The following is a 23,882-nucleotide window of genomic DNA, read 5'->3' on the forward strand; positions in this document are numbered from 1 at the left end:
TAAGCGCTCCCTTTTAAGCGCTTATTCGTGTTTTAGCCGACAAGCCTTATACCTCTAATACCATCGCCAATCACGCTTCCACGGTCAGCTGCCATCACGAAATCAGCCCACCATTGCATCATTGGCCGCCGCTGCTCAAGATAATCGCTGCGGTTATAGGCACGCCGAACCTCGTTCTTATCCACATGAGCAAGAGCCGCTTCAATAACATCGGGCGGAAAACCCTGCTCATTAAGGGCAGTACTAGCGATAGATCGCAGACCGTGTGAAACGAGCACTCCACCAAAACCTGCGCGTTTTAGCGATGCGTTTACGGTCTGACTGTTCATAGGTTGGTTTGGCTTGATGCGGCTGGGAAAGATAAATTCTCGATTTCCACTTAACGGCTTCATCATCTCTAGTATCGCAATTGCTTCATCTGACAATGGAACAGTATGGTCGCGGTTCATTTTCATGCGTGCTGCAGGAATCTTCCACTCTTGTGCTTCTATGTCTATCTCTTCCCAGCGAGCTTCAGCCGCTTCGGCAGGGCGGGTAATAGTAAGAAGTTGCCACATGAACAGGCAGCGTGTGGAAAGGCTAATGCTGGCTGTTCGCATTGTCTGCATCAGTTGAGGTAGCTGATCCGGTCGAATGCTGGGCATGTTCTTTTTCTGAGGCTTCTCGAAGGCTTTACCAATATTAACGCTGGGAACAGCATCAATCAGCCCTGTGTTTTGGGCATAGATCATGACCTCATTAATGCGCTGGCACAGGCGACGAACGGTTTCCAGTGCACCTCTGGCCTGAACCGGTTGGACGGACTGAACCAGTGTGTGAGCTTTAATATCTGTAACGCTAACGTCGCCAATCGCAGGAAAGACATCTCTTTCAAGAGAGCGCCAGATATCTTCCGCATAGTCCTCTGTCACACTAGCTTTCTTCACATTCCACCAACGTTCAGCTACGAGCTGGAAAGTATTGGTTTTGGCTTCCAGCGAACTGCGAAGTTGTTCTTGCTGATGTTCCTGTGGATCGATTTGTTTCGCCAGGAGAGAGCGAGACTCTGCTCTGTAGTTTCTGGCATCGGCAAGGGTAACTGACGGGTAGGGACCAATGCTCTTCTTCGCTCGTTTCTTAGTGACAGGGCGAATGTAGCGAAACTGCCAGATTTTACTTCCGCTGGATTTGATGAGTAGCTCAAGGCCATCGCCATCATAGAGAACGTAGTCCGCTTCTTTGGGTTTAGCAGATTCGATTTCCTTAACGGATAGAGGTTTGGTTTGTCTTGCCATTGCCGGGTTTCCATAGTTTTAGGCACCTCAAAAACAATATAGCTTTATGAGGTGCCTAACAAGGTGCCTAAAAGGTTCGGATTTAATTAGTTGGCATCAGACTTCGCGGGACAAATTCAAGGCACAAAAAAGCCCGCAGGGCTTGCGCCGTGCGGGCTCTTAGGACTTCATCGGATGACTCTGGTAATCACCGATGGAGAATTTTGGTGGAGCTGGCGGGAGTTGAACCCGCGTCCGAAATTCCTACATCCTCGGTACTACATGCTTAGTCAGTCTTTACATTCGCCTGGCACCTGCGGACAGACACGCCACTACCAGACTAGCCTGATTAGATTTAACGCTTCAACCCCAGGCAGGGCCTCCACGCGATCTCTTTTGGGTTTGACCTCTCTTTGATCCCCGTCTTAAGAGCGGAAGCTAGGGAGAGAGGGCTCAGAGCAGGTTATTAAGCTGCTAAAGCGTAGTTTTCGTCGTTTGCGACTATTTTTTTGCGGCTTTTTACGAGGCCAACCGCCCCTCGGCATGCACCTTGGGTTTCGCGAATCCCGTCGAATCCAGAATCAGCCCCAATGTGTTAGAGCAAGTATAACAGACTTGTGACACGCGTGACCAGCCCCCGCAACCCCTAATCCTCAAGGATTTATCGCTCACGCAGCGCTTCTTTTGCGCGATTAAACGGTTTGATTAAATAGTCGACGATGGTTTTTTCACCTGTTTTTATATCCACTGTGGCAATCATGCCCGGTACGATGGAGAAATGGCGTCCCAGTTTATTCTGTAAGAAGTCCTGATGCGTGCGGATAAACACGCGGTAATAGAAGATTTCCGGTTTCACTTTGTCCTGAATGGTGTCCGGGGAGATGGTTTCGACTACGCCTTCCAGGCCGCCGTAAATGGCATAGTCATAGGCGGTTATCTTCACCAGCGCCCGCTGGCCGGGATGGATGAACGCGATATCACGCGGCGACAGGCGGGTTTCTATCAGCAGATGATCGTCCAGCGGCACAATCTCCATCATCTCGCCGTTGGGCGGGATAACGCCGCCAATGGTGGTGACCTGGATGTTTTTCACAATACCGCGCATCGGCGCACGTACGGTCAGGCGGGTGACGGAATCCTCACGTCCTTTTAAAATAGCCGCCAGCATATCCACTTCGGCGTTAGCTTTTGACAGCGCTTCCCGCGCCTGCACGAAATATTGTGAGCGCAGGTCGGTAATTTTTAATCCCAGATCGCTTTTTTGTCGTTGCAGGCGCAACACTTCTACGTGGCTGGCGGCACCACTTTTCTCCAGCCGTTGGGTGATAGCCAGCTCTTTATTTACTGAGACCAGCGCATCCTGCAGTTCTGCCATTGAATCCGCAAGCTGCGCGCGGCGGCTTTTATACAGGCGAGTTTCGGAGGCGATGAGATCCGGCCAGGCGCGCAGTGAATCGGGAAAGACCAGCGGCAGATCGTTAACTTCGGCATTGAGCCTTGCGCTGGAAGCCAGTGAGGCGCGATAACGGGCGGCGCTCTCCCCAACGTTGGACTCTGAACGGGTGGGGTCGAGGCGGGCGACAATTTGACTGGCCTGCACTTTATCTCCCTCGCGTACCGTAAGCTCAGCGAGAATGCCGCCATCCAGTGACTGTAAGACTTGCTCTCGCGAGCTGGGGATCACTTTCCCGCTACCGGTTGAGACTTCATCCAGCTTGCCGAAATACGCCCAGATGCCCAGGACGGCAAACAGCAGCGTGCTGAGCAGAATAATGCGGCTGGCCCCGGAAAAACGGTGTTCGCGGCGGATATCGAGGTCGTCCATGGCGGCATCATGCGGATTGGTTTTCATTTTTCCACTCCCGACCGTGAGTTGGGGCAGGTGCCCGGCTCGCATTCAACGCTTGCGCTTTCGGGGCATCCATGACCAGTTGACCTTCTTTCAACACCACCACGCGCTCGACAAGTTCCAGAACCGGTACGCGGTGGGTGGCGACAATCAATGTGCGGTTACCCAACCACTGGTTGAGGCGCTGAATAAACTCCCGCTCGGTATGTTCATCCAGCGAGGCGCTGGGTTCATCGAGCAGCACGATATTGGGCGAGCGCAGCAGCATTCTTGCCAGCAGGATCGACTGCCGTTGCCCACCGGACAAACCGTTGCCGCCCTCCATAATGGGATGCGCCAGCCCTTTGGCGAGCTGTTTAACGAAAGCTGCCGCGCCGCTGACCTCCAGCGCTTCGAAGATCTGCGCATCGCTGGCGTGCGGTGCGCCGAGGGTCAGGTTCTCGCGCAGGGTGCCGAAAAACAGCCGCGCGTTCTGGCTGAGAAAACCGATGTTGCGGCGTAAATCGGCCATATCGATCTGCGCCAGACTCAGGTTGTCGAGCCGGACATCGCCCTGGATAATCTCCACACCGCCTGCCATGGCCTGCAGCAGGGTTGATTTCCCGGCACCGTTACGCCCGAGGATCGCCACCCGTTCGCCGGGCATGACCTCCAGGCGCGAGATGCGCAGCGGAACGCGCTGATCGTCGCTGTGGTAGCGAAAGTGTGCATTTTCAAACAGATAATGACCGTGAAAAATCTCCTGATGCACCCGGTCTTCATCGTACTGTGTTTCAGTGGGGAGCTGCATGATGCTATCCAACCCCATCTTCGCCGCCTTGACCTGTTGCCAGCGGGCCAGCACGCCGCACAGGTTAGCCATTGGGGCAATCATTCTGGAACCGAGCATCGAAGCGGCCACCACGGCCCCGGTGGTCATCGTGCCTTCAATGACCATCGGCGCGCCAAACATAATGATGGCGGCATAGACCAGACTTTGTACCGACATGCCCCAGCCAATCAGCCCCTGAGTCAGCCTGCGCGTGCGCAGCCCGGACTCTCCGGTAATGCGTATGTAGCTGTTCCACTGCTGTAAAAAGCGGTTTTCCGCCTGCATCAGCTTGATGTCTTCCAGCCCCTGAACGCTTTCGACCAGCACCGCGTTGCGCAGGGTGGATTCATGGGCAGCCTGGTTGGCGAGCACCGCCAGCTTCTTCTGTAACAGCAAACCGGGCAGGATCATCAGCAGGGCCGCGACGGGAGCTATCCATGCCAGCGGCGGGGCGATAAATGCCAGCACCACGATAAACAAAAAGAAAAACGGCAGATCGACAATGGTCGACATGGTCGAGGAGGTGATCATCTCGCGAACCTGTTCCAGCTCGCGTAGTTGAGAAATAAAGCTCCCCGTCGAGCGCGGTACGGCGCTGTTGCGCAGGCGTAATGCATGACTGAACACGCGATCAGAAATGCGCATATCGGCGCGTTTGCCGAGCAGGTCCATTATGTGGGTACGTGCTTCGCGCAGCAAAAAGCCAAACAGCACCGCCACCAGAACGCCAGTGGAGAGAACATACAGCGTTGGATAAGACTGGGCGGGGATCACCCGGTCATAAACCTGCATGGAAAAGATAATCCCGGCGAGCGACAGGACGTTAATCAGAAAGGCGGCGATCATGACCGGCAGGTAAGGGCGGATGTCCTTTAACACCAGTTCGCGCATCCAGTCGGGCTTGAAGCGCGAAATATAGCGGTCTACCCGACTGTCCTTCAGCGCCGACAGTGGGCGCAGCGCGGTAATGCTCACGATCTCCGGCAGAAGTTCTGCAATCGTTAACCGGTTACGCTGGCCCTCTTCGGCGATGATAAACACATCTAACGTATCTTCGCCGTTGAAATGTTCTATCACCATCAGCTGGCCGTCGCGCAGCTCCGCCACTACCGGTAAACGCCACTGACCGAATGCCTGCGTGGCGGTATTCAGCGAATGAAATGACAGTCCCGCCTGACGCGCCAGTTGCGACAGGGCCGTGGCCCTGGTTTTTCCCGCAAACCACGGGGCGTTGGCCTGGATTGCTCCGGGAGAACAGGCCACGCGATAGTGATTGGCAATATGCGTCATCGCCTGCGCCCACTGGCTCAGGGCGTGTTCGCCAATCGCATCTTCCGCATGTGAATCGAGGTCGCTCATAGCTTGATCTCCACCGATTGAATACTGCGGTTATTTAAGGCGAACGCCTGGCGAAGCGAGCCGGTGTTATAGAGGCAGTTCAACTGGAGCTGGCGCAGCTGGTTTTGGGTCTGGAGTTCAGCAAAACGGGCCTGATACACCTCTTGCTCGGCGTTAAGTACGTCGAGCAGCGGGCGCGAACCGAGGTCCAGATACTGCTGTTGATAAAGCTCGCGCGTTTGTTCACTCAGTCGCTGCTGGCGACGCAGAATCTGCAGGGCGGTGGCGAGGCTCATCGCCTGGCTGCGGGACTCGAGTAATTTTTGCCGTACTTCGAGTCGGGTGCGCTGGATGGAGTACTGTGCAGACTCTACCGCGTGGCTGGCGGCGTTGCGCCTGGCGGTGAGTCCGCCCCCCTGATACAGCGGCATCTCAACTTTTACCCACGTGGAGTACTGGGTTTTGTCGAGCACCTCATGGCTGGGGTATTTGTCGTTGAGATAATGCTGAACCGACGGTTCCAGAGAGATGGTGGGCGTCATCTGCGCGTTGGCGTAATCGAGATTTGCCTGCGCCACATTTGCTTGTGCCCAGGCAGCCAGCACCGCAGGAACCAGTTTATCTTCCGGTTTGACCACATCACAGCTGCTGTCCAGTTTGGCCGGGAATTCGTTGCTGATGCCGTTAAGTGAGTTCCAGCCGAGGTAACTCATCAATGTGGCCTTACTGCTGTCGAGATTGGCCTGATACTGCGCCAGCTGAGAACGTGCAGACTCGATACGCGCATCGGTTTGCACCACGTCGGACAGCGAGGTTGCCCCTTCATCATTGCGTTGTCGGGTCAGTCGACCAATGCCGTTTAAGGCAGTGAGCTGCTCTTCGGCGGCATCCACCATTTGCTGCCACGTCTGCACCTGGACTATCGCGTTGGCAGTTGCGTGGGCGATGGTATCAATACTGAGTAATACATTCGCCTGCTGTTGCGCAGCTCCAGCGGTTTCGGCGCGAACCTGGCTTGCTACTTTGCCGAAGTCGTACAGCATTTGTGACACCGAAATAACCAGCGCCGGGCTAAAGCCGTGGTCGGTGTAGGTATTGCTGTAACCGTTGTTCATTCCGGCAGAAACTTGCGGGTAATATTTCGATTTTGCCACGTCGATCTGCTCGTTTTGTGAGAGCAGTTTGCCGATCGATTCACGAATAGAAGGATGCCAGCTCACGGCACGACTTACCGCGTCGTTGAGCGTCAGGCTGCCGGGGGCGGCAGCGCTCAGCGGCAGATCGGCAACCGCGCCGTCCAGCGAGGGAAGCATCTGGCTGGTGGCCAGCCCTTCCGGCGTAATAATTTGCGGTTCATCTTCGGCATTCACCCGCAGGGTACAGAGCGTTAATGCCAGCAGCAGGGCAACAGGCGCGACATTTCTCATAGTTTATCCCTTACAAAATACGGCAGCGACGACTGTTATTGCCCCGGACGTCATGGCATCCGGGGCTGTAGTTATGGCGCTTTAACGCATAGCGTTAACGTCAGGGCACAATGTGATTTTGTTGCACCAGCTCATCGAGCGTGGTGTGTACGTTCTCCAGCGTTATGAGATTGGTTGAGTGATAAGTGTTGCCCGTACCGTCGCGGTCGATAGCAATCACCGTATTGTTACCGCTGGTGGTCACGGTGAGGTAGTTGCCGAGCGTAGCATTTTGCCCGTTCCAGCCTACCAGCAGGTCGCCAATATCGATTTTGTCGCCCTGGGCCAGCGAGAAGTTGGTCCAGTTGTCGGTAGCGCCATTGCTAATGTTGCCACCGGTAGCGTCGTTGGCGTTGAGCAGGTGATAAATCAGCGTATCGCCGTAGACCGATCCGGTTATCACGTCATGCTGTGCGCTGCTTGCCATCTGCGGATTCATATTGATGGTCAGCGTAGCGGTGTCCGTATGTCCGTTTTGGTCGTTAAGGGTATAGGTAAAGGTCTCTTTGCTGGTGATCGATGCTACGGTTGTACCCGGCTTCAGCGTGTAGATGTATGAGCCATCCAGATTCATAGTTAGTGAACCATAATGCCCCTGAATTATTGCGCTGCTGATGCTGCCGGCCGGATTAAGGGTGGCCGTACTGCCGTTAAAGCCAGTGACGGTGAGCTGGGTATGGACAGTTGAGAGCTGATCGTGCGCGCCTGCGGCATCACTGCCATCAAAAATATTGCCATTCACCGTGGTGGCGTTAACGTCATAGGTATTGAGGTGCCATGTCGTGCCTGTGACGTTTGGCGTAATGCTGACGTTGCCAACTGCCAGCCCTCCCATCGTTCCTGTAAAGCTGATGTTGTAATGGCCTGCGGTTAGCTCGGCATTGCCCAGTGAGACGGCAATTGAACTGCCTAACAGGCTGATGGAACTGGCGGGTATCGAGCCTGAAAGCGAGAATCCGTCAGGACCGGTTATGGTCCAGGTCACGCCCAGCGTACCAACGGTGATAAGCGTGCCGATGCTGAAGTTGAGCGTGGCGCCTTTCAGAACGTCATTTGTTGCGATATCAAACGAACCTGTACCGGTTGCTTTGCTCCCCAGCGTCGGAATTGTCGCAGTTCCCAGCGCGCCGCTTCCGTACGCAGCAGAATCCTGAACGGTACTCACCGGCATCGTGCTGCTGACGTCATTTATTGCGTCCAGCGGCTGCGGTGTTGGTTTGATATTCAGTGATGCGCTGCCGGTATCGCCGTTTGGTGCTTTGACCTTATACACGAAGCTGTCCGGCGTATTGATACCGTCTGCGCCCAGTCCGCTTTTCAGCGTGTAGGTGTAGTTCCCTTTCGCATCAATAATCAGCGTGCCGTACTGTCCGTTAATGGTGGTGGTGCCCGTTGCGTTAACGGTGACACCGTTCACTTCGGTGATAACGGTATTGGCCGGAGCCGAGTCGTTGACCAGCAGGTTTCCATTGGTTGTCGCACTCAGGCTGTCGACGGCGTAGGTGTGATCGGCCTTAATATCCAGGGTGTAGCCGGTCAGCAGCGTCAGACCGCCGGAGGCGTTAAGCAGGAACAGATAGTCACCGCCCGGCAGGGTGATGGTGTAGTCCGTTGAGCTACCTCCTAACAGCGCCGTGACCCAGTTAGGTTTCACGCGGAACTGTTCATACTGCTGAATGGACTCGTTGAAGCGATAAACATAGAGATCAAAACCGCCCACTGTGACGCCGAGAACGCTTGCCTTGACGGTCAGCGTGCGGGTTGCGCCGTCATCTACGTTAAACTTGATCGGGTTGGTTAAACCGTTAACCAGGCTGACGTCCAGCACATTACCCAGTCCGACGTTGGCGAGGGTGAAGCCGGTTTGCTGTGATGTGCCATGATCAACCGCGATGACCTGCGTCCCGTAAGTCAGCGCAGCCACATCATCTGCCGCGGTTACCGTACTGGTGGTTGGGGCCTGACCCAGCGTTACCACCAGTTTTGCTGAGGAGTGATCGCTGCCATGTGTCAGCGTGTAGGTGAAGCTTTCGGAGCGTCCATATACCGAGATTGACGTATTGGTCAGGGTATAGGTGTAGCTACCGTTCTGATTGATATGCAGGATGCCGTATTTCCCCTGCACATCAATGCCGCCCGCCGGGATGTTCACGAGGTTGCCGTTACCGTCGGTGATGGAGGTGACCAGCGTGCCGGAAGGGGCGTTATCCTGTCCGTTGGTGGGATCGGTATCCGTGATGATATTCCCGGATTCCGTGGTACCGCCGGTGATGGTCCCTGCGCTGGCTTTTACCACTGAGACATCAAGGCTGGTGTATGCGCCGGTCGCCAGCAGGTTGGTGTTGTAGCTGACTACGCGGTAATCCCCGCCAGTCAGTCCGCTGTAATTGAGCGTTACGCCTGAGGCACCCAGGGTGAGCAGACTGGCAAAGTCTGGCTTTCCGGTATCTACCACCGTTACCCAGGCATTCAGCGCGGTGTCAAAGCGCTGGATGACGACTTCAAGCGTGTTTAAAAGCGACAGCACCACGCCGGTCGCAGCGGCATTGATCGTAATGGATCCGCTGCCGCCAGAAGCGATGCTGAAATTGACGCTTGCCGTATCGTTCCCCAGTACGTTGGCGACATTTCCAAGCGCATTGACCAACAGGAAACCATAATCGCTCTGATGCTCGGTGCTGACGGTGACATCGGTTTGTAGCGGTAGACTGGTGACATTGTCTTCAGCCAGCAGCGGCAATACCGGTGCGAGAGCGCTTGTCGGCGATGAGGTATTTCCCGCCGCATCGGTCGCCGTGGCGGACAGAGACTGCCCTTCAATCTGGCGAACCGGCAGGTTTACGCTGTAGACACCGCTGCTGTTGGCGATTGCCGTCACGCTAGTGCCGCCGGGCAGAGAAATGGTGACCGTGCTTCCCGCTTCGGCGACGCCGCTGACGGTGCCGCCATCGGCGCTGATCAGGATCGTTGGTGCTGTTGGTGGTGTGGTATCCACAATCACGCTGAACGAACCGGACAACCCGCTTGCGCCGTTGGCGTTGGTTGCAGTGGCGGTAAACGCATGGTTACCTTCGCTGAGCGCGCCGGATGGGGTATAGCTCCAGATCCCGTTACCGTCTGCAGTCGTGGTACCCATTAGTACGCCGTTGTTGTACAGACTAACCACCGCGTTTGCCTGGGCCGTTCCGCTGAGCGTTGGCAGGGTGTCATTGGTGGTTTTGCCAGCCGCGACAGGCCCCGTGATTGTGCCGACGTCATCGAACACGCTGGCAATAACGGGCGCAGGCGGTACGCCGGTAAACGGTGCCAGCACGTTACCCGGCGTACCGATGTTGCCTGCGGCATCCTGCGCGCTGACCTGCAGCGTTTGCCCACTGATTTGCGGTGGATTCAGCGTAAAGGTGAAATTACCGGAGGCGTTGGCCGTTGCGGTCCCGAGCACCGTTCCGCCGCTTGAGGTAATAATGACCGTGCTGTTTGGCTCGGCAACGCCGGTGAGAGCGGTGCCGTTGGCGTTTACCGCCAGCCCGGTTGGGATGCCAGGGGCAACGGTATCGACCACGATCGCGGCCGCAGACGATATGCCGCTGGTATTACCCGCGCTGTCCGTTGCGGTGATGGTAAACGAGTGGGTGCCTTGTGCCAGCGCGGTAGCTGGGGTATAGCTCCAGTTGCCGCTGCCATCCGCCGTCACGCTGGTAACAAAGCTGCCGTTATCATAAATATCAACCCGCGCGTTGGCTTCCGTGATGCCGTTTAACGTTGGGCGCGCGTCATTGGTCGGCTGATTATTGCCAATCGCCCCGGTGTTTGGCCCGACATCATCAATAATGCTGCTGATTGAAGGCTGCGTCGGCGCCGTGGTGTCAACCACCACGCTGAAGCCTGCGGTTGCGCCGCTGGTGTTGCCCGCCGCATCGGTGGCGGTGACGGTGAAGGTGTGCGATCCATTCGCCAGCGGTGTGGTTGGGGTAAACGACCAACTGTTATTGCTTTGCACCAGCGCGGTACCCAACAGGGTGCTTCCGTCATAGATGCTGACGGTGCTGCCAGCCTCAGCGGTGCCGTTCAGCGTTGGGCGTGCATCGTTGGTCAACTGTCCGTTGCCGAGCGCCGCATTGAACACGCCGCCTGCGATATCATCCACCACAGAGACCAGCAGCGGGACGGATGGCGCAATGGTGTCGACATTAATAGTAAATCCGCCTGAGACAGGGCTCACGTTCCCGGCGGCGTCGGTGGCGATAGCGGTAAACACATGCTGACCGTTGCCAAGTGTGGTGGTCAGATATTCCCAGGTGCCGTCTATCGCCGCAGTCACCGTTGCCAGCAGCGTGCCATTATCGTAGATGGCTACTCGAGCACCTGCTTCCGCCGAGCCGTTGAGTACGGGACGGGTATCGTTGGTAAAGGCTCCGTTCGATAGCGTTCCGGTTCCCGGCAACACGTCATCAAAAGCCTGAATAATCGTTGGCGCAAGCGGGGCAACGGTATCAACGACGATGTTAAATCCTGCAGACGTCGGGCTGATGTTTCCGGCCGCGTCGGTGGCTGTTACCGTCAGCGCGTGGTTACCATTGCCAAGTGGGGTTCCCGGCGTGAAGCTCCATGCGCCCGTACCATCCGCTGTGGTAAAGCCGATAAACGATCCGTTATCGTAAATTCTCACCGTGGAATTGGCTTCAGCCGTACCGCTAAGCGTCGGGAGCGGATCGTTCGTGGCCTGACCGTTATTCAGATTACCGATCAGCGGGCCGACATCATCTGCAACCTGAGTAATCACTGGTGCTGTCGGTGCCAGAGTATCGACGGTGTAGGTAAAGCCACCAGAAGGCAGGCTGGTATTGCCTGCGCTATCTGTAGCCGTGACGGTCAGAGTATGCTGGCCGTTACCCAATGCCGCGGAGGGCGTAAAACTCCAGCTTCCACCTGCGCCGACGATGGTGGTGCCAATGGGCTGACCATCGCTCAGGACGGTAATCGTCGCACCAACTTCACCGGTACCGCTGAGCGCCGGGCGACTTTCGTTGCTGATTTGCCCGTTGGAGATTGGCCCGGTTGTCGGCGCGGTATTGTCCTGAACGGTCAGAATTACCGGTACAGACGGGGCAGTTGAATCGACCAAAATGGTGAATGAGGTGGAGGCTCCGCTGGTATTGCCAGCTGCATCCGTCGCCGTCACGGTAAAGATATTTTCCCCCTGCGCCAGCGCGCTTGTAGGGGTGAAGCTCCAGTTACCGGATCCATCGGCATTTGCGGTGCCAATGATCGTACCATTGCTGCGAATAGTGACAATGGCATTGGGTTCGGTAATGCCATTCAATGTGGGTTGGGCATCATTGGTCAGTTGACCGTTGGTCAACTGAGTGCTTCCTGGCTGATCGTCGATGACTGACACAATAGTTGGCACTACTGGTGGAAGTGTGTCGACCAACAAAGAGAATGGCGCTGTTGCCGGGCTGACGTTACCCGCGGCGTCCGTGACCGTGGCGGTCAACGCGTGATTGCCCTCGCCGAGTGCCGGAGAAGGCGTAAAGCTCCAGTTGCCGCTTCCGTCGCTGGTGGTTGTGCCAATCACCGTGCCGTTATCGCGGATGGTGACCACGCTATTCGCTTCGGTAGTACCTGCCAGGGTTGGCGTATTATCGTTGGTTGTCTGCCCGGAAATGAGCGTGGTTGTTCCACCTACATCGTCGGTTACTGACACAATAACTGGCGCACCAGGCAGGCCTGTGTCCACCGTTATTGGGTAAGATGCGGATGGGGCTCCCTGATTGCCAGCCGCGTCAGTGGCGCGCACGGTAAACGTGTGAGGACCGTCATTCAGGGCATTTTGCGGGGTAAAGCTCCAGTTTCCGCTGCTGTTCACGGTCGTGGTTCCGATGGACACGCCGCCGTCATAAACCGTAATTGTCGCTCCAATTTCGCCAGTACCACTCAGTGTTGGACGCGTGTCGTTGGTGCTTTGTCCACTGCCGACGTTGCCCGTCACTGGAGCCACGTCATCAGTAACGGCGGTGATGCTTGGCGCGAGCGGCGCGGTGGTATCGATGGTAATGGCATAGTTTGGCGACTGGCCGCTGGTGTCATTGCCCACTTTTTGAGAGACCGCGTAATTCCAGGTCGTGCCGTCCGCCAGCGCGCTGGGGATGGTGTAGCTCCAGGCTCCGGTGCTCGCGTCAGCCCGGACGGTGATCAGCAGGATCCCGTTTTGGTAGATATTTACATCAGCTCCGGCGGTTGCCACGCCTTGTAAGGTTGGCTGCGTATCATTGGTGGTTTTTCCGTTACCGATTTCAGTTAAACCGGAAGGGACATCGTCGATAATTTGCAGAGTAGGTGGGTGCGGAAGGCCCGAGTTTGAGGCGGTAAACGGCGTTTCTCCGCTTTGGTTGCCCGCTGGATCCTGGGCGATCGCGTTCAATGCTTCACCTGTCGTCTGAGCCGGTGAAATCGTGACGGTGTAAGCGCCGGTAATGCTATCAGCAACGGCCTGGCCGAGGACCGTGGTTCCATTTCTGATGATGACGGTGCTGCCTGGTTCGGCGGTCCCGCTCACCAGCGTACCGTTATTATCTATGATGGTTACGATGGGGGCAGGCGGCGCTTGCGTATCGGTTGTTATAATTACCGGGTTGCCCGCCGGGAGGATATTGCCTGCCGTATCCTGCGCGCCGAAGGTCAGCGTATGCTGCACATTGGGCGAAAGCGGAACGTCCACGCTCCATTTGCCATCGGCTCCCACCGTTGTGGTTATTACTGGGCTTGAGCCTCCATTATCAAAAATTTGGATCGTACTGCCCGGTGTTCCTGTTCCGCTGACGGTGGGGGAGAGATCATCCGTGACGCTTCCATTGCTGAGCGTGCCGGTAATCACGCCGACGTTATCTTCGATATCCGTTACCTGCGGGGCGGTAAGCGGTGTCGAATTCACCGTAAACGAGATGCTATTTGAGGTACCGCTGGGGTTGCCTGCGGCATCGGTGGCGACTGCCGTCAGCGTGTAGGTGCCATTGGGCAGTGCCGTCGTCGGCGTGATGACCCACAAACCATTCACTACGGTAGCGGTGCCGATGACGGTAGTGCCGTTATACAGCGTAATGATCGAGCCACTTTCCCCGGTTCCGCGCACGGTTGGCGTGCTGTCATCGGTTGTGCCGTTCGCTGCGATATCTCCCTGAACTGTGCCTGCGTTGTCATTTGCAGCAGTGATTGTAGGCGTTGCGGGAGGCGTAATATCAATGTTCAGGGTGATGGCTGTCGACGGTTGGCTGACGTTGCCTGCCGGATCGGTTGCGGTGAGGGTAACCTGGTAACTATCCGGGTTAATAGGCATGGTCGGCGTAAAGCTCCAGGTGCCGTCTGCGCCAACCGTTGTGGTACCCAGCGGTGTGGTATTGCCGTCGAGATACACCGAAATAACATCACCCGCCGTACCGGTGCCGCTAAAGGTTGGCGTGGTGTCATTGGTGTTGCCATTCGTGACCACGCCCGTTACCGGAGCGACATCGTCGGTAATGACAGGCGCGCCAGGCTGCACAGGGGGCGTATTGTCAACCGTCAGGGTAAAGCTCGCCGACGGGATCCCCGTATTGCCTGCTGCGTCAGTCGCTGTAGCGGTGAATTTATGCGGTCCTTCAGGCAGCGCATTCGGTGGCGTAAATGCCCATGTACCGTCAGGCTGGACGGTGGTGCGACCCAACGTTGTGCCGTTATCAGCAACGGTGATGGTTGCTCCCGGCTCGCCAGTGCCTGAAAGAACAGGGGTGGTACTTTTCGTACTGCCACCGTTTGCCAGAGGGAGAGTGGCGCTGCCTATCAGTCCCTCTCCGGCGACAATAATTGGAGCAGCAGGTGGCGTGGTATCGATGGTTAACGTAAAGCTTGCGGGTGCGCTGGCATTACCTGCGGCATCTGTCGCCACGGCGGTCAGCGTGTGCGGCCCTTCGCTTAGCGGTTGAGTCACCTGAATGCTCCAGTTGCCGTCAGCCGGAACCAGCACGCTGCCAATAGGCGTCGTGCCGTCATACAGCGTGACGGTTGAACCGGCAACGCCCGTGCCGTTAAGTTTTGGTAGCGTATCGTCCGTACTCTGGTTGGTAAGTAGATCGCTTTTAATGCTGCCGACATCATCCGTCATGCTGAGAATGACTGGCGTGGCAGGCGCTTGTGTATCAACCGTGATAGTCACAACCGTTGGCGAGGTGGTGACGTTACCTGCCATATCTGTAGCCAATACCGTGAAATTATGCACCCGGTCGGTGAGCGGAGCGCCATTTGGCACTGTATAGATCCAGGAACCTGAGCTAGTGACGAGGATGGTGTCCAGTAAAAGGCCATTGTCAAAGAGGCTAACTAACGAACCTGGCTCACCGGTGCCTGAAATCGTCGGCGTGTTGTCGTTGGTGATGCCGCCGTTGTTAGCAACGTCGCCGGTTATCGTACCGACGTTATCGTTCACCAGCGTGATTGCGGGTACTGTGGGCGCAATGGTATCGACAATGATTTTCCAGCTTGCTGCGCTACTGGTGTTATTCGCGGCGTCTGTGGCGGTCACCGTGAAGATATGAGCGCCCTCGCTCAGCGCCGAGGCTGGCGTATAGTTCCATTTACCGTTGGTATCAGCGGTAACGGTCGTCAGCAGGGTACCGTTATCGTAAATTTTGACCTGAGAACCTGCTTCAGCGGTGCCTTCCAGTTTAGGTTTGCTATCGTTGGTGACGTCGCCGTTATTGAGAGGGCCCTGGTACATGGGCTGGTCATCCGTTACAGCGGTGATGATGGGCGTTCCGGGGGCGGTAATATCCGGTGCCAATGCGGAAGTCGGCTGACTCTCGTTGCTGCTACTGTCCGTTGCGGTAACGTTTACCGTTTCGCCGTTCTTTTGCGATGGCGTAATCGACACTGCGAAGTTGCCGCCGCTGTCAGCCTGACCTGTGCCAATCGGGTTACCGTTGCTGTCTTTGACTGTGATGGTGCTTCCCGCTTCAGCATGCCCACTCACAGAACCGCCGTCTCCGGCGACGATAACGCCGGTTGGCGCGTCAGGTGCTGTGGTATCCGGTGCGGTAATCGCGCTGTTACCGCTGGTATTGCCAGCCGCATCCGTCGCATTGGCGACAAGATGTTCTCCGTTGGTCTGCGGCGGAAGCAGCGTGGCGGTGAAACCTCCGCTCGGGCCGGCGGTTGCCGTTCCAATAATCGCGCCACCTGGATCCAGAATATGTACCGTACTGTTGGGTTCTGCGGTACCGGTAACTTGATCGCCCGCGGTGTTAATCACCAGGTTAGCAGGCGGCTGCGGGGCCGTGATGTCTGGCGCGAGCGCAGTTTCTGGTGGGCTTGGGTTTCCGGCTGGATCGGTGGCGATAGCGGTAATGGTCTCACCATTGGTCTGAGGTGGGCTAATGGTGATGGTAAATGAGCCATCTGTTCCGGTGACGCCACTGCCGATCTGATGACCATTATTATCATTGATGGTCACGGTACTTCCTGGTTCGGCCGTACCGGTGACGACAGAGCCATCGGCAGATACGTTCAGATCGTCCGGCGCTGACGGTGGCTGAGTATCGATAGTGATATTGAATGCCGCTGACGTTCCTCCCGTGCCCAGGTGGTTGGTCGCCGTGGCGGTGAAGGAGTATGAGTTGTCCTGCAAGTTGGTGCTTGAAGTCCAGGTCCAGTTGCCGCTGGGATCGGCTTGTACGCTTACAACTAACACCCCGTTGTTATAAATGTTAACCGTGCTGTTGGCGTCAGCGGTACCCGAGAGCGTGGGCGTTTGGTCGTTGGTGGCCTGATTATTGCTCAACAGACCGGTTGAGGGGGCAAAATCATCCATTATGCTGACGATAACGGGTACGCCCGGGTAGCCAGAGTTAGTGGCATTGAAGGAAGTATCTGGCCCGACGTTGCCTGCCTGGTCCTGAATCTTCGCGATCAGCGCTTCACCGTGCGTTTGCGAGGGAGAAATCGCGATGGAAAAATTGCCGGTTTGGTCGACCCTGATTGAACCTAAAACCTGATTATTACTACCGATGATAGTGACCAGGCTTCCCGCTTCCGCTCTCCCGGTAACAGTTGTACCTTCCGGATTAACGGAGGAAATGACCGCGGCGGCAGGTGGAATCGTATCAACGGTGAATGTCGGTACTTTCGTTTCCGCGCTCACGTTACCCGCGGCGTCAGTTTGCGTCAGCGTCAGATTGTGAACTCCGTCGCTGAGCGGCGTGTTCGGTGTAAACGTCCAGTTACCATTCTTATCCACCTGGACCATGCCAATCAGAATGCCGTTATCAGAAATACTGATGTAAGAACCTGCTTCGCCTGTGCCAGTGAGCGTTGGCGTAGCATCGTCGGTTACGCCGTTATTGGCGATAAGACCGGTAATGGAACCAACATTGTCGATTTCCTGAGTGACTACAGGGGCGTCGGGGGCAAGTGTATCGACAATAATGACCCAACTGTCCGACATTCCGCTGCTGCCCGCACCGTTCGAAGCGCTGACGGTAAACTGGTGGGTACCGTCTGTGAGAGGAGAGGATGGCGTAAACGACCAGTTGCCGTTGGTATCGATAGTGACCTGACCTATTTCGACACCGTTATCAAAAATATGTAATGTGGCATTCGCGGGGCCAGTACCCTGGAGTGTAGGCGTATTATCGTTGGTGGATTCCTGCTGATTAACAGGGCCAGTAATCAGTTCCTGGTTATCGATTACGCTGGTGATGACGGGCTCGTCAGGCTTGTTAGGGGTTGTCGTTGGCGGTGTGCCGCCATCGCCATCGCCGTCACCATTACCACCGTTACCGTTACCATTGCCATTGCCATTGCCATTGCCATTGCCATTGCCATTGCCGCCGTTACCGTTTCCGGCATTATTATCACTTCCGCCACCGCCACCGCCACCGCCACCGCCACCGCCACCCGCCGCGAGGCCAATTCCACCTGCGACCGCGATCCCACCAAGAACCCACGGCCAGACGGCGCCGCCTTCATGGCTTCCCTCGGCAGTCATTAGCGGAGTGAGATCGTCCAGATGCTGGAAGTGGAATGCCCCATCAGTATCCTGAACCCACCACAGCGCGCCATTACTGTCTTCCAGAACAAGCTGGTTTTGTGCATCACCTTTTCCGACGTAGAAGTTTTTAATGGTGATGGTTTCACCTGAGCGGAGTGTGACAACCAGATCCTGATTCACGCGTGTCAGTTGGCTCACCTCCTCACGCGACACCGACAGTTTCACGATAGAAGGTGAACTGAGTGTAACTTCAGAGGTTTCAACATTTGTGGAAACGCCAGTTAATTTTGATACAACGGCGAGTAGACGCATATGTTCACTCCTGATGGCATGCCGGGAGTATTAATCCGCAACAGCGCGCTGGGAAAATGAGCAGACAGGGGCCCGTTCATCATAAAGATGAATTTAGTCATGTAATTACTTTGATTAGGTCATACAGATGTTCGTTTACTTATCAAATACGTTCGCGCCCTGTCGGCTGAATAGTTCTTTCGTATTAGATGATATAGTCAGAAAGAAAGTATTCTGCAACTTATCCATATTAAAAATATATTTAGCTAATTGAAAAGAATACTTTCCGGTACGTATTTAACAATTTATTTTATGTTAACTCTTTGTATTTTATTGGTTTTTACTTTAATTAAAATGAGGGGTAATATAATAAACAACAGTAATAATAGTGTTATTAAATAAGTTTCAATATAGACGATATGGTCTTGAAGTTTTATTTTATTAGACTATGGAGCGCTACGGTAATGCCAGGGGAGTTTATTTCATACCTGAACGATTCAGCACAAATAAACTATAAGCCAGGTGAATGTATTGGGTGGGTTTCAATAACTAAAAATACGAACCAGTCTCAGGATAAGAGACTGGTCACAGGGGAGTAGCGTTTAGCGGCCAGCATTTTTCATAATACGCGCTTTATCTAACTGCCATTCGCGTTCTTTCACATCGGAGCGCTTGTCGTGCTGTTTCTTACCTTTCGCGACGCCAATTTTTACTTTGCACCAGGCATTTTTCCAGTACAGTGAAAGCGCAACGACGGTGTAACCGTCACGATTCATACGACCATACAGGGAGTCGAGCTCTCGTTGGTTTAACAACAGCTTACGGGTACGGGTGGGATCACATACCACATGCGTTGAGGCAACAGCCATCGGCGTGAAGTTGGCGCCAAACAGGAACGCTTCGCCATCTTTAAGGATGACGTAGCTGTCGCCGATGTTAGCTTTACCCGCGCGCAGGGATTTGACTTCCCAGCCTTGCAGAGCGAGTCCTGCTTCGAACTCTTCTTCAATAAAGTATTCGTGTCGTGCGCGCTTGTTAAGCGCGATTGTGGCTGAGCCAGGTTTGTGTGCTTTTTTCTTCGTCATAATGCCGCTCAGTATAGGTAATCTGGAATCGAAAAACACCCCATTTCATCCAGCGGGGCGCAAGGCGCTATCTTAGCACGAGTTAGGCTATAGCGTTTTTTTTAGCGGGGGATAAATGGTATTATTTGTGTGATTGATATTGATGGAAATTGTTATGCCTCAGATTAGCCGGACCGCTTTAGTACCTTACAGTGCGGAACAGATGTATCAGCTAGTGAACGATGTTAAATCCTATCCCCAGTTTTTACCGGGGTGCACCGGTAGCCGTGTGCTGGAGTCGACTCCGGGACAGATGACCGCTGCGGTGGATGTCTCGAAAGCAGGGATTAGCAAAACGTTCACCACGCGCAATCAACTGACCAGTAACCAGAGTATCCTGATGCATCTGGTCGACGGACCGTTCAAGAAACTCATTGGCGGATGGAAGTTTACGCCACTGAGTCATGAAGCGTGCCGCATTGAATTTCATCTCGATTTTGAGTTTACCAATAAGTTAATCGAGCTGGCGTTTGGTCGTATCTTTAAAGAGCTGGCTTCAAACATGGTGCAGGCCTTCACTGTCCGCGCAAAAGAGGTTTACAGTGTCAGCGTCAGCTAAAATTGTCGTTGAAGTGGCGTATGCGCTGCCCGAGAAACAGTATCTACAGCGTGTAACGTTGCAACAGGGCGCTACGGTGGAAGAGGCTATCCGCGCCTCCGGGTTGCTGGAATTACGTACCGATATCGATCTCAGCAAAAATAAAGTCGGCATTTACAGCCGTCCGGGAAAGCTTGCTGATGTTCTGCAGGACGGGGATAGGGTGGAAATCTACCGGCCACTGATTGCCGATCCGAAAGAGCTGCGCAGACAGCGAGCAGAGAAATCCGCTAAAAAATAGCAGACAATAAAAAAGGTGCTCATTGAGCACCTTTTTTGATCTCTCAAACCTACTTGTTGTCGGTCAAAGCAGGTTTGTTATCAATGTTGGTCAAAACGCCGCTGCTGTTAAAGGTCAGCGTCAGTGTTTGCTGGGTTACGCCTTCATGACCAGGTTGCTGACGGAACACATAAAACCAGGTGTTAGTGCCAAAAGGATCGGACATCATTGGTGTACCCAGAGCATAAGCAACCTGCTGTTGCGTCATACCCGTGCGCACTTTGGCGACATCGGTAGGTGTCAGATAATTTCCCTGGTTGATGTCAGGGCGGTAAACCACTCGCTCCAGAGTGGAACAGCCTGCAGTCAACATCAGTAGTACTGCTGCAGCAGCAGTCAGCGTTTTACAGCGCATAGTGATTTGATTCCTTTTCGGGCCCGAGCAGTACGCGGCTCATATGTAATATGCCGATGATAATAGACCTTTCACCACTTTAAAACCTTTTGCTGTCGGGTCGGTCGGCGATTTTATGTTGAACTCAGACCTTAACAAGGTAAAAAAGTTTATGCCGCCAGCAGTTCTTTTGCATTTGCGAGGGTATTGCGCGTCACTTCGCTACCGCCAAGCAGGCGGGCTAACTCCTGCAGACGAGCGCGTTTATCAAGCGGCTGCATGTGTGTTTCGGTCATCGCGCCATCTGTTTCTTTGCTGACATAGAAATGTTGATGGCCACAGCCAGCAACCTGCGGCAGGTGAGTAACACACATTACCTGAGTTGACTCGCCCAACTGACGCAGCATTTTTCCCACTACCGCAGCAGTCGGGCCGCTGATACCGACATCCACTTCATCGAAAATCAGCGCCGGTGTTTCCATTTTACGTGCGGTAATAACCTGAATAGCCAGCGCAATGCGCGACAGTTCCCCACCGGAAGCGACTTTCGCAATCGGCTGCAACGGCTGGCCTGGGTTAGTGGTCACTTTAAACTCTACGCGATCGGCACCGTCTGAGCTCAAATGATGTTCCTCAAATTTCACATCAATGCAAAAGACGCCGTGCGGCATTGAGAGAGTATGCATGCTCTCGGTAATCAGTTGTCCCAGTTCCTGAGCATAATGCTGGCGCTGTTGGTGCAGCATTTTTGCCGTTTCCAGTGCCTGCTGGTGGTGATTGCTCACCGCCAGAGTTAAGGTTTCGAGCGAGTCGGCCTGATCGTCTAATTGCTGTTGTTCATCCAGCAATGACTGATAGAACTGTGGCAGCGCTTCAGGGGCAACATGATGCTTGCGGGCCAATGAGATTTGTTTGGAAATACGCTGTTCAAGTTCGAACAAACGATTAGGGTCCAAATCCAGACGATCGCAATAGTGGCGCAGCTCGTCGCTGGCTTCGCTGAGCTGGATAGTGGCCTCTTCCAGCATATCCAGAATACCGGAAAGTTTGCCGTCCATGCCTGCCAGTTCAGTGACCAGCTGTTTTGCGGTGTACAGCTGGCTTTGCAGGTTGATGTCTTCACCATCTGCCAGGATAGCCAGCGCCTGTTGGCTGGTGGTCAGCAATTGCCCGCTGTTAGCCAGACGTTTGTACTCTTCATCAATTTGCTCAAACTCACCCGGCTGCGGGTTGAATTCGTTCAGCTCTTTTAACTGGTATTGCAACAGTTCCGCCCGGGCTGCGCGTTCCTGACTCTGTTGTTGATGATGTGCCAGGTCACGGCAGCTTTGGTGCCACAACTGGTAGCGCACAGCCATTTCCTGAGTCAGGGACGCTTCATTGGCGTAGCCATCCAGCAGAGACTTTTGGTGTTCTGATTTTGTCAGGAGCTGATGCGCATGCTGACCGTGGATTTGAATAAGCAACTGGCCCAGCTCGCGCAGCTGTGACAGCGGTACGGCAGTGCCGTTAATGAAGCCACGTGAACGTCCGTCGCTGCTGATAACGCGACGCAGCAAACACTCACGGCCTTCCTCAAGCTGGTTTTCTTCCAGCCAGCGCAGGGCCGCGGGGGTATCTTTTAAGGCGAAGCGGGCGCAGAGGTCGGCTCGCGTGGCACCTGCACGTACCATGTCGGCGTCTGCGCGTCCGCCCAGGCACAAACCGAGAGCATCAATGGCAATGGACTTACCCGCACCGGTTTCACCGGTAATAACGGTCATTCCGTTCTGGAAATCGATCTCAAGTTCACGAACGATAGCAAAATTGCTGATGGTCAGTTGTGCCAACATAGCTGTTTTCCTGTATGAAAAACCATAACTGTAATTACATACAGTATAAACTGGTTTTTTATACAGTAAAGAGGTTGGCGTTAAATTAGAATAATTTTTTTGACCAGCCTAGCTTAGTGCTTAATGTGTTGAAATAACTGTAATCTTTTGGGTGTATCAGGTTCAGATGATAATCACAGCGGCGAATTAATACGTCTTCACCTTCCTGTATAGGCAGGGCGATCTGGCTGTCGCAGCTGATTTCCAGATCGTTACGGCGATGAGAAAAACGCAGGCGGATGGTGCTGCTACTGTTGATCACCAGCGGTCGTGCGGAAAGCGTATGCGGGAACATTGGGACCAGCGTAATAGCATCCAGTGAAGGCGTCAGGATCGGGCCTCCGGCAGAGAGCGAATAGGCGGTAGAGCCAGTCGGTGTGGAAATAATCAAGCCGTCCGAACGCTGGGAGAAGGCAAAAATTTCATCGATATAGACTTCAAATTCAATCATGTGCGCCACTTTTCCGGGGTGCAACACAACTTCATTGATCGCCGTGCTAATACGCTTCTGGCAATCCTGTTGGCACACCTGTGCTTCCAGTAAAAAGCGTTTTTCGCTGATGTAATGGCCTTCAAGCACGTCAGCTAACTGTTGTTGTGCATTGTCTGGGTCAAGGTCGGTCAGAAAACCGAGATTACCGCGGTTAATGCCAATAACCTTGATGTCATAACGTGCCAGGGTGCGTGCGGCGCCCAACATATTGCCGTCGCCGCCGACTACTACGGCGAGGTCTGCCTGCTGGCCAATCTCTGCGAGCGTACCGGTTTTCACATTTTTCAGCTGCAGCTCGCGGGCGATTTGTTGCTCCACGATAACCTCATAACCTTTGGCGCACAGCCAACGGTAGAGCATTTCATGTGTGGTCAGTGCAGTGGGGTGACGTGGATGCCCCACAATGCCAATACACTTGAAATGTTTGTTCATTTTCTCGAGGTCCTTGTAACGAAGATTAGTGACAATGTGAGTACTTCCCTTGAATCCCTGAATCTGATCCCCATAATAAGCCAAGTTAGCGAGATGAATGCGAAAAAAACGCGGAGAAATTCATGAGTAGTAAAGAACAGAAAACGCCTGAGGGGCAAGCCCCGGAAGAAATTATCATGGATCAGCACGAAGAAGTTGAGGCGGTTGAACCAGACGCTTCTGCTGAGCAGGTGGATCCGCGCGATGAAAAAATTGCGAATCTGGAAGCTCAGCTTGCTGAAGCCGAAACTCGCGAGCGCGACAGCGTGTTGCGTATCAAAGCGGAAATGGAAAACCTGCGTCGTCGTACCGAACTGGACGTAGAAAAAGCGCATAAGTTTGCGCTGGAAAAATTCGTCAACGAACTGCTGCCGGTGCTGGATAGCCTGGACCGTGCGCTGGAAGTGGCGGATAAAGAGAATGACGCCATGGCGGCGATGGTTGAAGGTATTGAGCTGACCCGTAAGTCAATGCTGGATGTGGTGGCGAAGTTTGGCGTACAAGTGGTTGCGGATATCGACGTGCCGATGGACCCGAACGTGCACCAGGCGATTGCAATGGTAGAGTCTGACGACGTTGCTGCCGGTAATGTGCTGATGGTTATGCAGAAAGGCTATACCCTGAACGGACGTACCATCCGTGCAGCGATGGTCTCTGTGGCGAAAGCCAAAGGCTAATCAGCC

At 54.5% G+C, this 23,882-nt stretch carries 12 protein-coding genes and 1 other RNA gene; 3 read left to right on the forward strand and 10 right to left on the reverse strand.

Annotation, left to right across the window (positions count from 1 at the left end; translation table 11 throughout):
- Positions 1 to 32: 32 nt before the first annotated feature.
- The 7 genes from OGY83_RS21745 to smpB all read right to left on the reverse strand — a co-directional run bounded on the left by OGY83_RS21745 (position 33) and on the right by smpB (position 19,113).
- The gene (locus OGY83_RS21745; protein WP_286636896.1) at positions 33 to 1,274 is read right to left on the reverse strand and encodes an integrase; all 1,242 of its coding nucleotides are present in this window, start codon (positions 1,272 to 1,274) and stop codon (positions 33 to 35) included.
- A 204-nt stretch (positions 1,275 to 1,478) separates the two neighbouring features.
- Positions 1,479 to 1,842: a transfer-messenger RNA gene (gene ssrA / locus OGY83_RS21750) on the reverse strand.
- Positions 1,843 to 1,914: 72 nt separating this feature from the next.
- Positions 1,915 to 3,078 (reverse strand): beta-barrel domain-containing protein, encoded by a 1,164-nt coding sequence (locus OGY83_RS21755; RefSeq protein ID WP_123268165.1) that lies wholly within the window; start codon positions 3,076 to 3,078, stop codon positions 1,915 to 1,917.
- A 7-nt stretch (positions 3,079 to 3,085) separates the two neighbouring features.
- Entirely contained in the window at positions 3,086 to 5,272 is a 2,187-nt protein-coding gene (locus OGY83_RS21760) for a type I secretion system permease/ATPase (RefSeq protein ID WP_286636897.1), read from the reverse strand.
- Positions 5,269 to 6,678: a TolC family outer membrane protein gene (locus OGY83_RS21765; RefSeq protein WP_286636898.1), complete on the reverse strand. Its 1,410-nt coding sequence runs from the start codon at positions 6,676 to 6,678 to the stop codon at positions 5,269 to 5,271. The genes OGY83_RS21760 and OGY83_RS21765 overlap by 4 nt, the downstream gene beginning before the upstream one ends.
- 100 nt (positions 6,679 to 6,778) lie before the next feature.
- Complete coding sequence (locus tag OGY83_RS21770) at positions 6,779 to 18,049, reverse strand: BapA/Bap/LapF family large adhesin (protein WP_286636899.1); 11,271 nt, start codon at positions 18,047 to 18,049, stop codon at positions 6,779 to 6,781.
- A 581-nt stretch (positions 18,050 to 18,630) separates the two neighbouring features.
- Positions 18,631 to 19,113: an SsrA-binding protein SmpB gene (gene smpB, locus OGY83_RS21775; RefSeq protein WP_003031211.1), complete on the reverse strand. Its 483-nt coding sequence runs from the start codon at positions 19,111 to 19,113 to the stop codon at positions 18,631 to 18,633.
- 154 nt (positions 19,114 to 19,267) lie between these two features.
- On the opposite strand from smpB, the gene ratA reads away from it, so the two are divergent.
- Positions 19,268 to 19,711, forward strand: a complete 444-nt coding sequence (gene ratA / locus OGY83_RS21780; protein WP_003826396.1) for a type II toxin-antitoxin system toxin RatA — start codon at positions 19,268 to 19,270, stop codon at positions 19,709 to 19,711.
- Positions 19,695 to 19,991: an RnfH family protein gene (locus tag OGY83_RS21785; protein ID WP_286636900.1), complete on the forward strand. Its 297-nt coding sequence runs from the start codon at positions 19,695 to 19,697 to the stop codon at positions 19,989 to 19,991. Before ratA ends, OGY83_RS21785 begins: the two co-directional genes overlap by 17 nt.
- Before the next feature lie 49 nt (positions 19,992 to 20,040).
- Here OGY83_RS21785 and bamE read toward each other — a convergent pair whose 3' ends face one another.
- The 3 genes from bamE to nadK all read right to left on the reverse strand — a co-directional run bounded on the left by bamE (position 20,041) and on the right by nadK (position 23,160).
- Entirely contained in the window at positions 20,041 to 20,385 is a 345-nt protein-coding gene (gene bamE / locus OGY83_RS21790) for an outer membrane protein assembly factor BamE (protein WP_003826401.1), read from the reverse strand.
- 149 nt (positions 20,386 to 20,534) lie between these two features.
- Positions 20,535 to 22,196: a DNA repair protein RecN gene (recN, locus tag OGY83_RS21795; protein ID WP_191214105.1), complete on the reverse strand. Its 1,662-nt coding sequence runs from the start codon at positions 22,194 to 22,196 to the stop codon at positions 20,535 to 20,537.
- An 85-nt stretch (positions 22,197 to 22,281) separates the two neighbouring features.
- Positions 22,282 to 23,160 carry an NAD(+) kinase gene (nadK, locus tag OGY83_RS21800; RefSeq protein ID WP_123268148.1) on the reverse strand — a complete coding sequence of 293 codons (879 nt, stop codon included), beginning with the start codon at positions 23,158 to 23,160 and terminating at the stop codon, positions 22,282 to 22,284.
- Between the two features lie 122 nt (positions 23,161 to 23,282).
- Between nadK and grpE the strand changes: the two genes are divergently transcribed.
- Complete coding sequence (grpE, locus tag OGY83_RS21805; protein ID WP_191214106.1) at positions 23,283 to 23,876, forward strand: nucleotide exchange factor GrpE; 594 nt, start codon at positions 23,283 to 23,285, stop codon at positions 23,874 to 23,876.
- Positions 23,877 to 23,882 lie beyond the last annotated feature (6 nt).

Origin of the sequence: Citrobacter sp. Cpo090 (genome assembly GCF_030332665.1) — a bacterium.
In the GTDB taxonomy this organism is placed as follows: domain Bacteria; phylum Pseudomonadota; class Gammaproteobacteria; order Enterobacterales; family Enterobacteriaceae; genus Citrobacter; species Citrobacter portucalensis.

Coding starts and splice junctions, on each gene's coding strand:
- recN (WP_191214105.1), bottom strand. CDS start 22,196: ATGTTGGCACAACTGACCATCAGCAATTTTGCTATCGTTCGTGAACTT.
- OGY83_RS21770 (WP_286636899.1), bottom strand. CDS start 18,049: ATGCGTCTACTCGCCGTTGTATCAAAATTAACTGGCGTTTCCACAAAT.
- smpB (WP_003031211.1), bottom strand. CDS start 19,113: ATGACGAAGAAAAAAGCACACAAACCTGGCTCAGCCACAATCGCGCTT.
- bamE (WP_003826401.1), bottom strand. CDS start 20,385: ATGCGCTGTAAAACGCTGACTGCTGCTGCAGCAGTACTACTGATGTTG.
- grpE (WP_191214106.1), top strand. CDS start 23,283: ATGAGTAGTAAAGAACAGAAAACGCCTGAGGGGCAAGCCCCGGAAGAA.
- OGY83_RS21755 (WP_123268165.1), bottom strand. CDS start 3,078: ATGGACGACCTCGATATCCGCCGCGAACACCGTTTTTCCGGGGCCAGC.
- ratA (WP_003826396.1), top strand. CDS start 19,268: ATGCCTCAGATTAGCCGGACCGCTTTAGTACCTTACAGTGCGGAACAG.
- nadK (WP_123268148.1), bottom strand. CDS start 23,160: ATGAACAAACATTTCAAGTGTATTGGCATTGTGGGGCATCCACGTCAC.
- OGY83_RS21765 (WP_286636898.1), bottom strand. CDS start 6,678: ATGAGAAATGTCGCGCCTGTTGCCCTGCTGCTGGCATTAACGCTCTGT.
- OGY83_RS21745 (WP_286636896.1), bottom strand. CDS start 1,274: ATGGCAAGACAAACCAAACCTCTATCCGTTAAGGAAATCGAATCTGCT.
- OGY83_RS21760 (WP_286636897.1), bottom strand. CDS start 5,272: ATGAGCGACCTCGATTCACATGCGGAAGATGCGATTGGCGAACACGCC.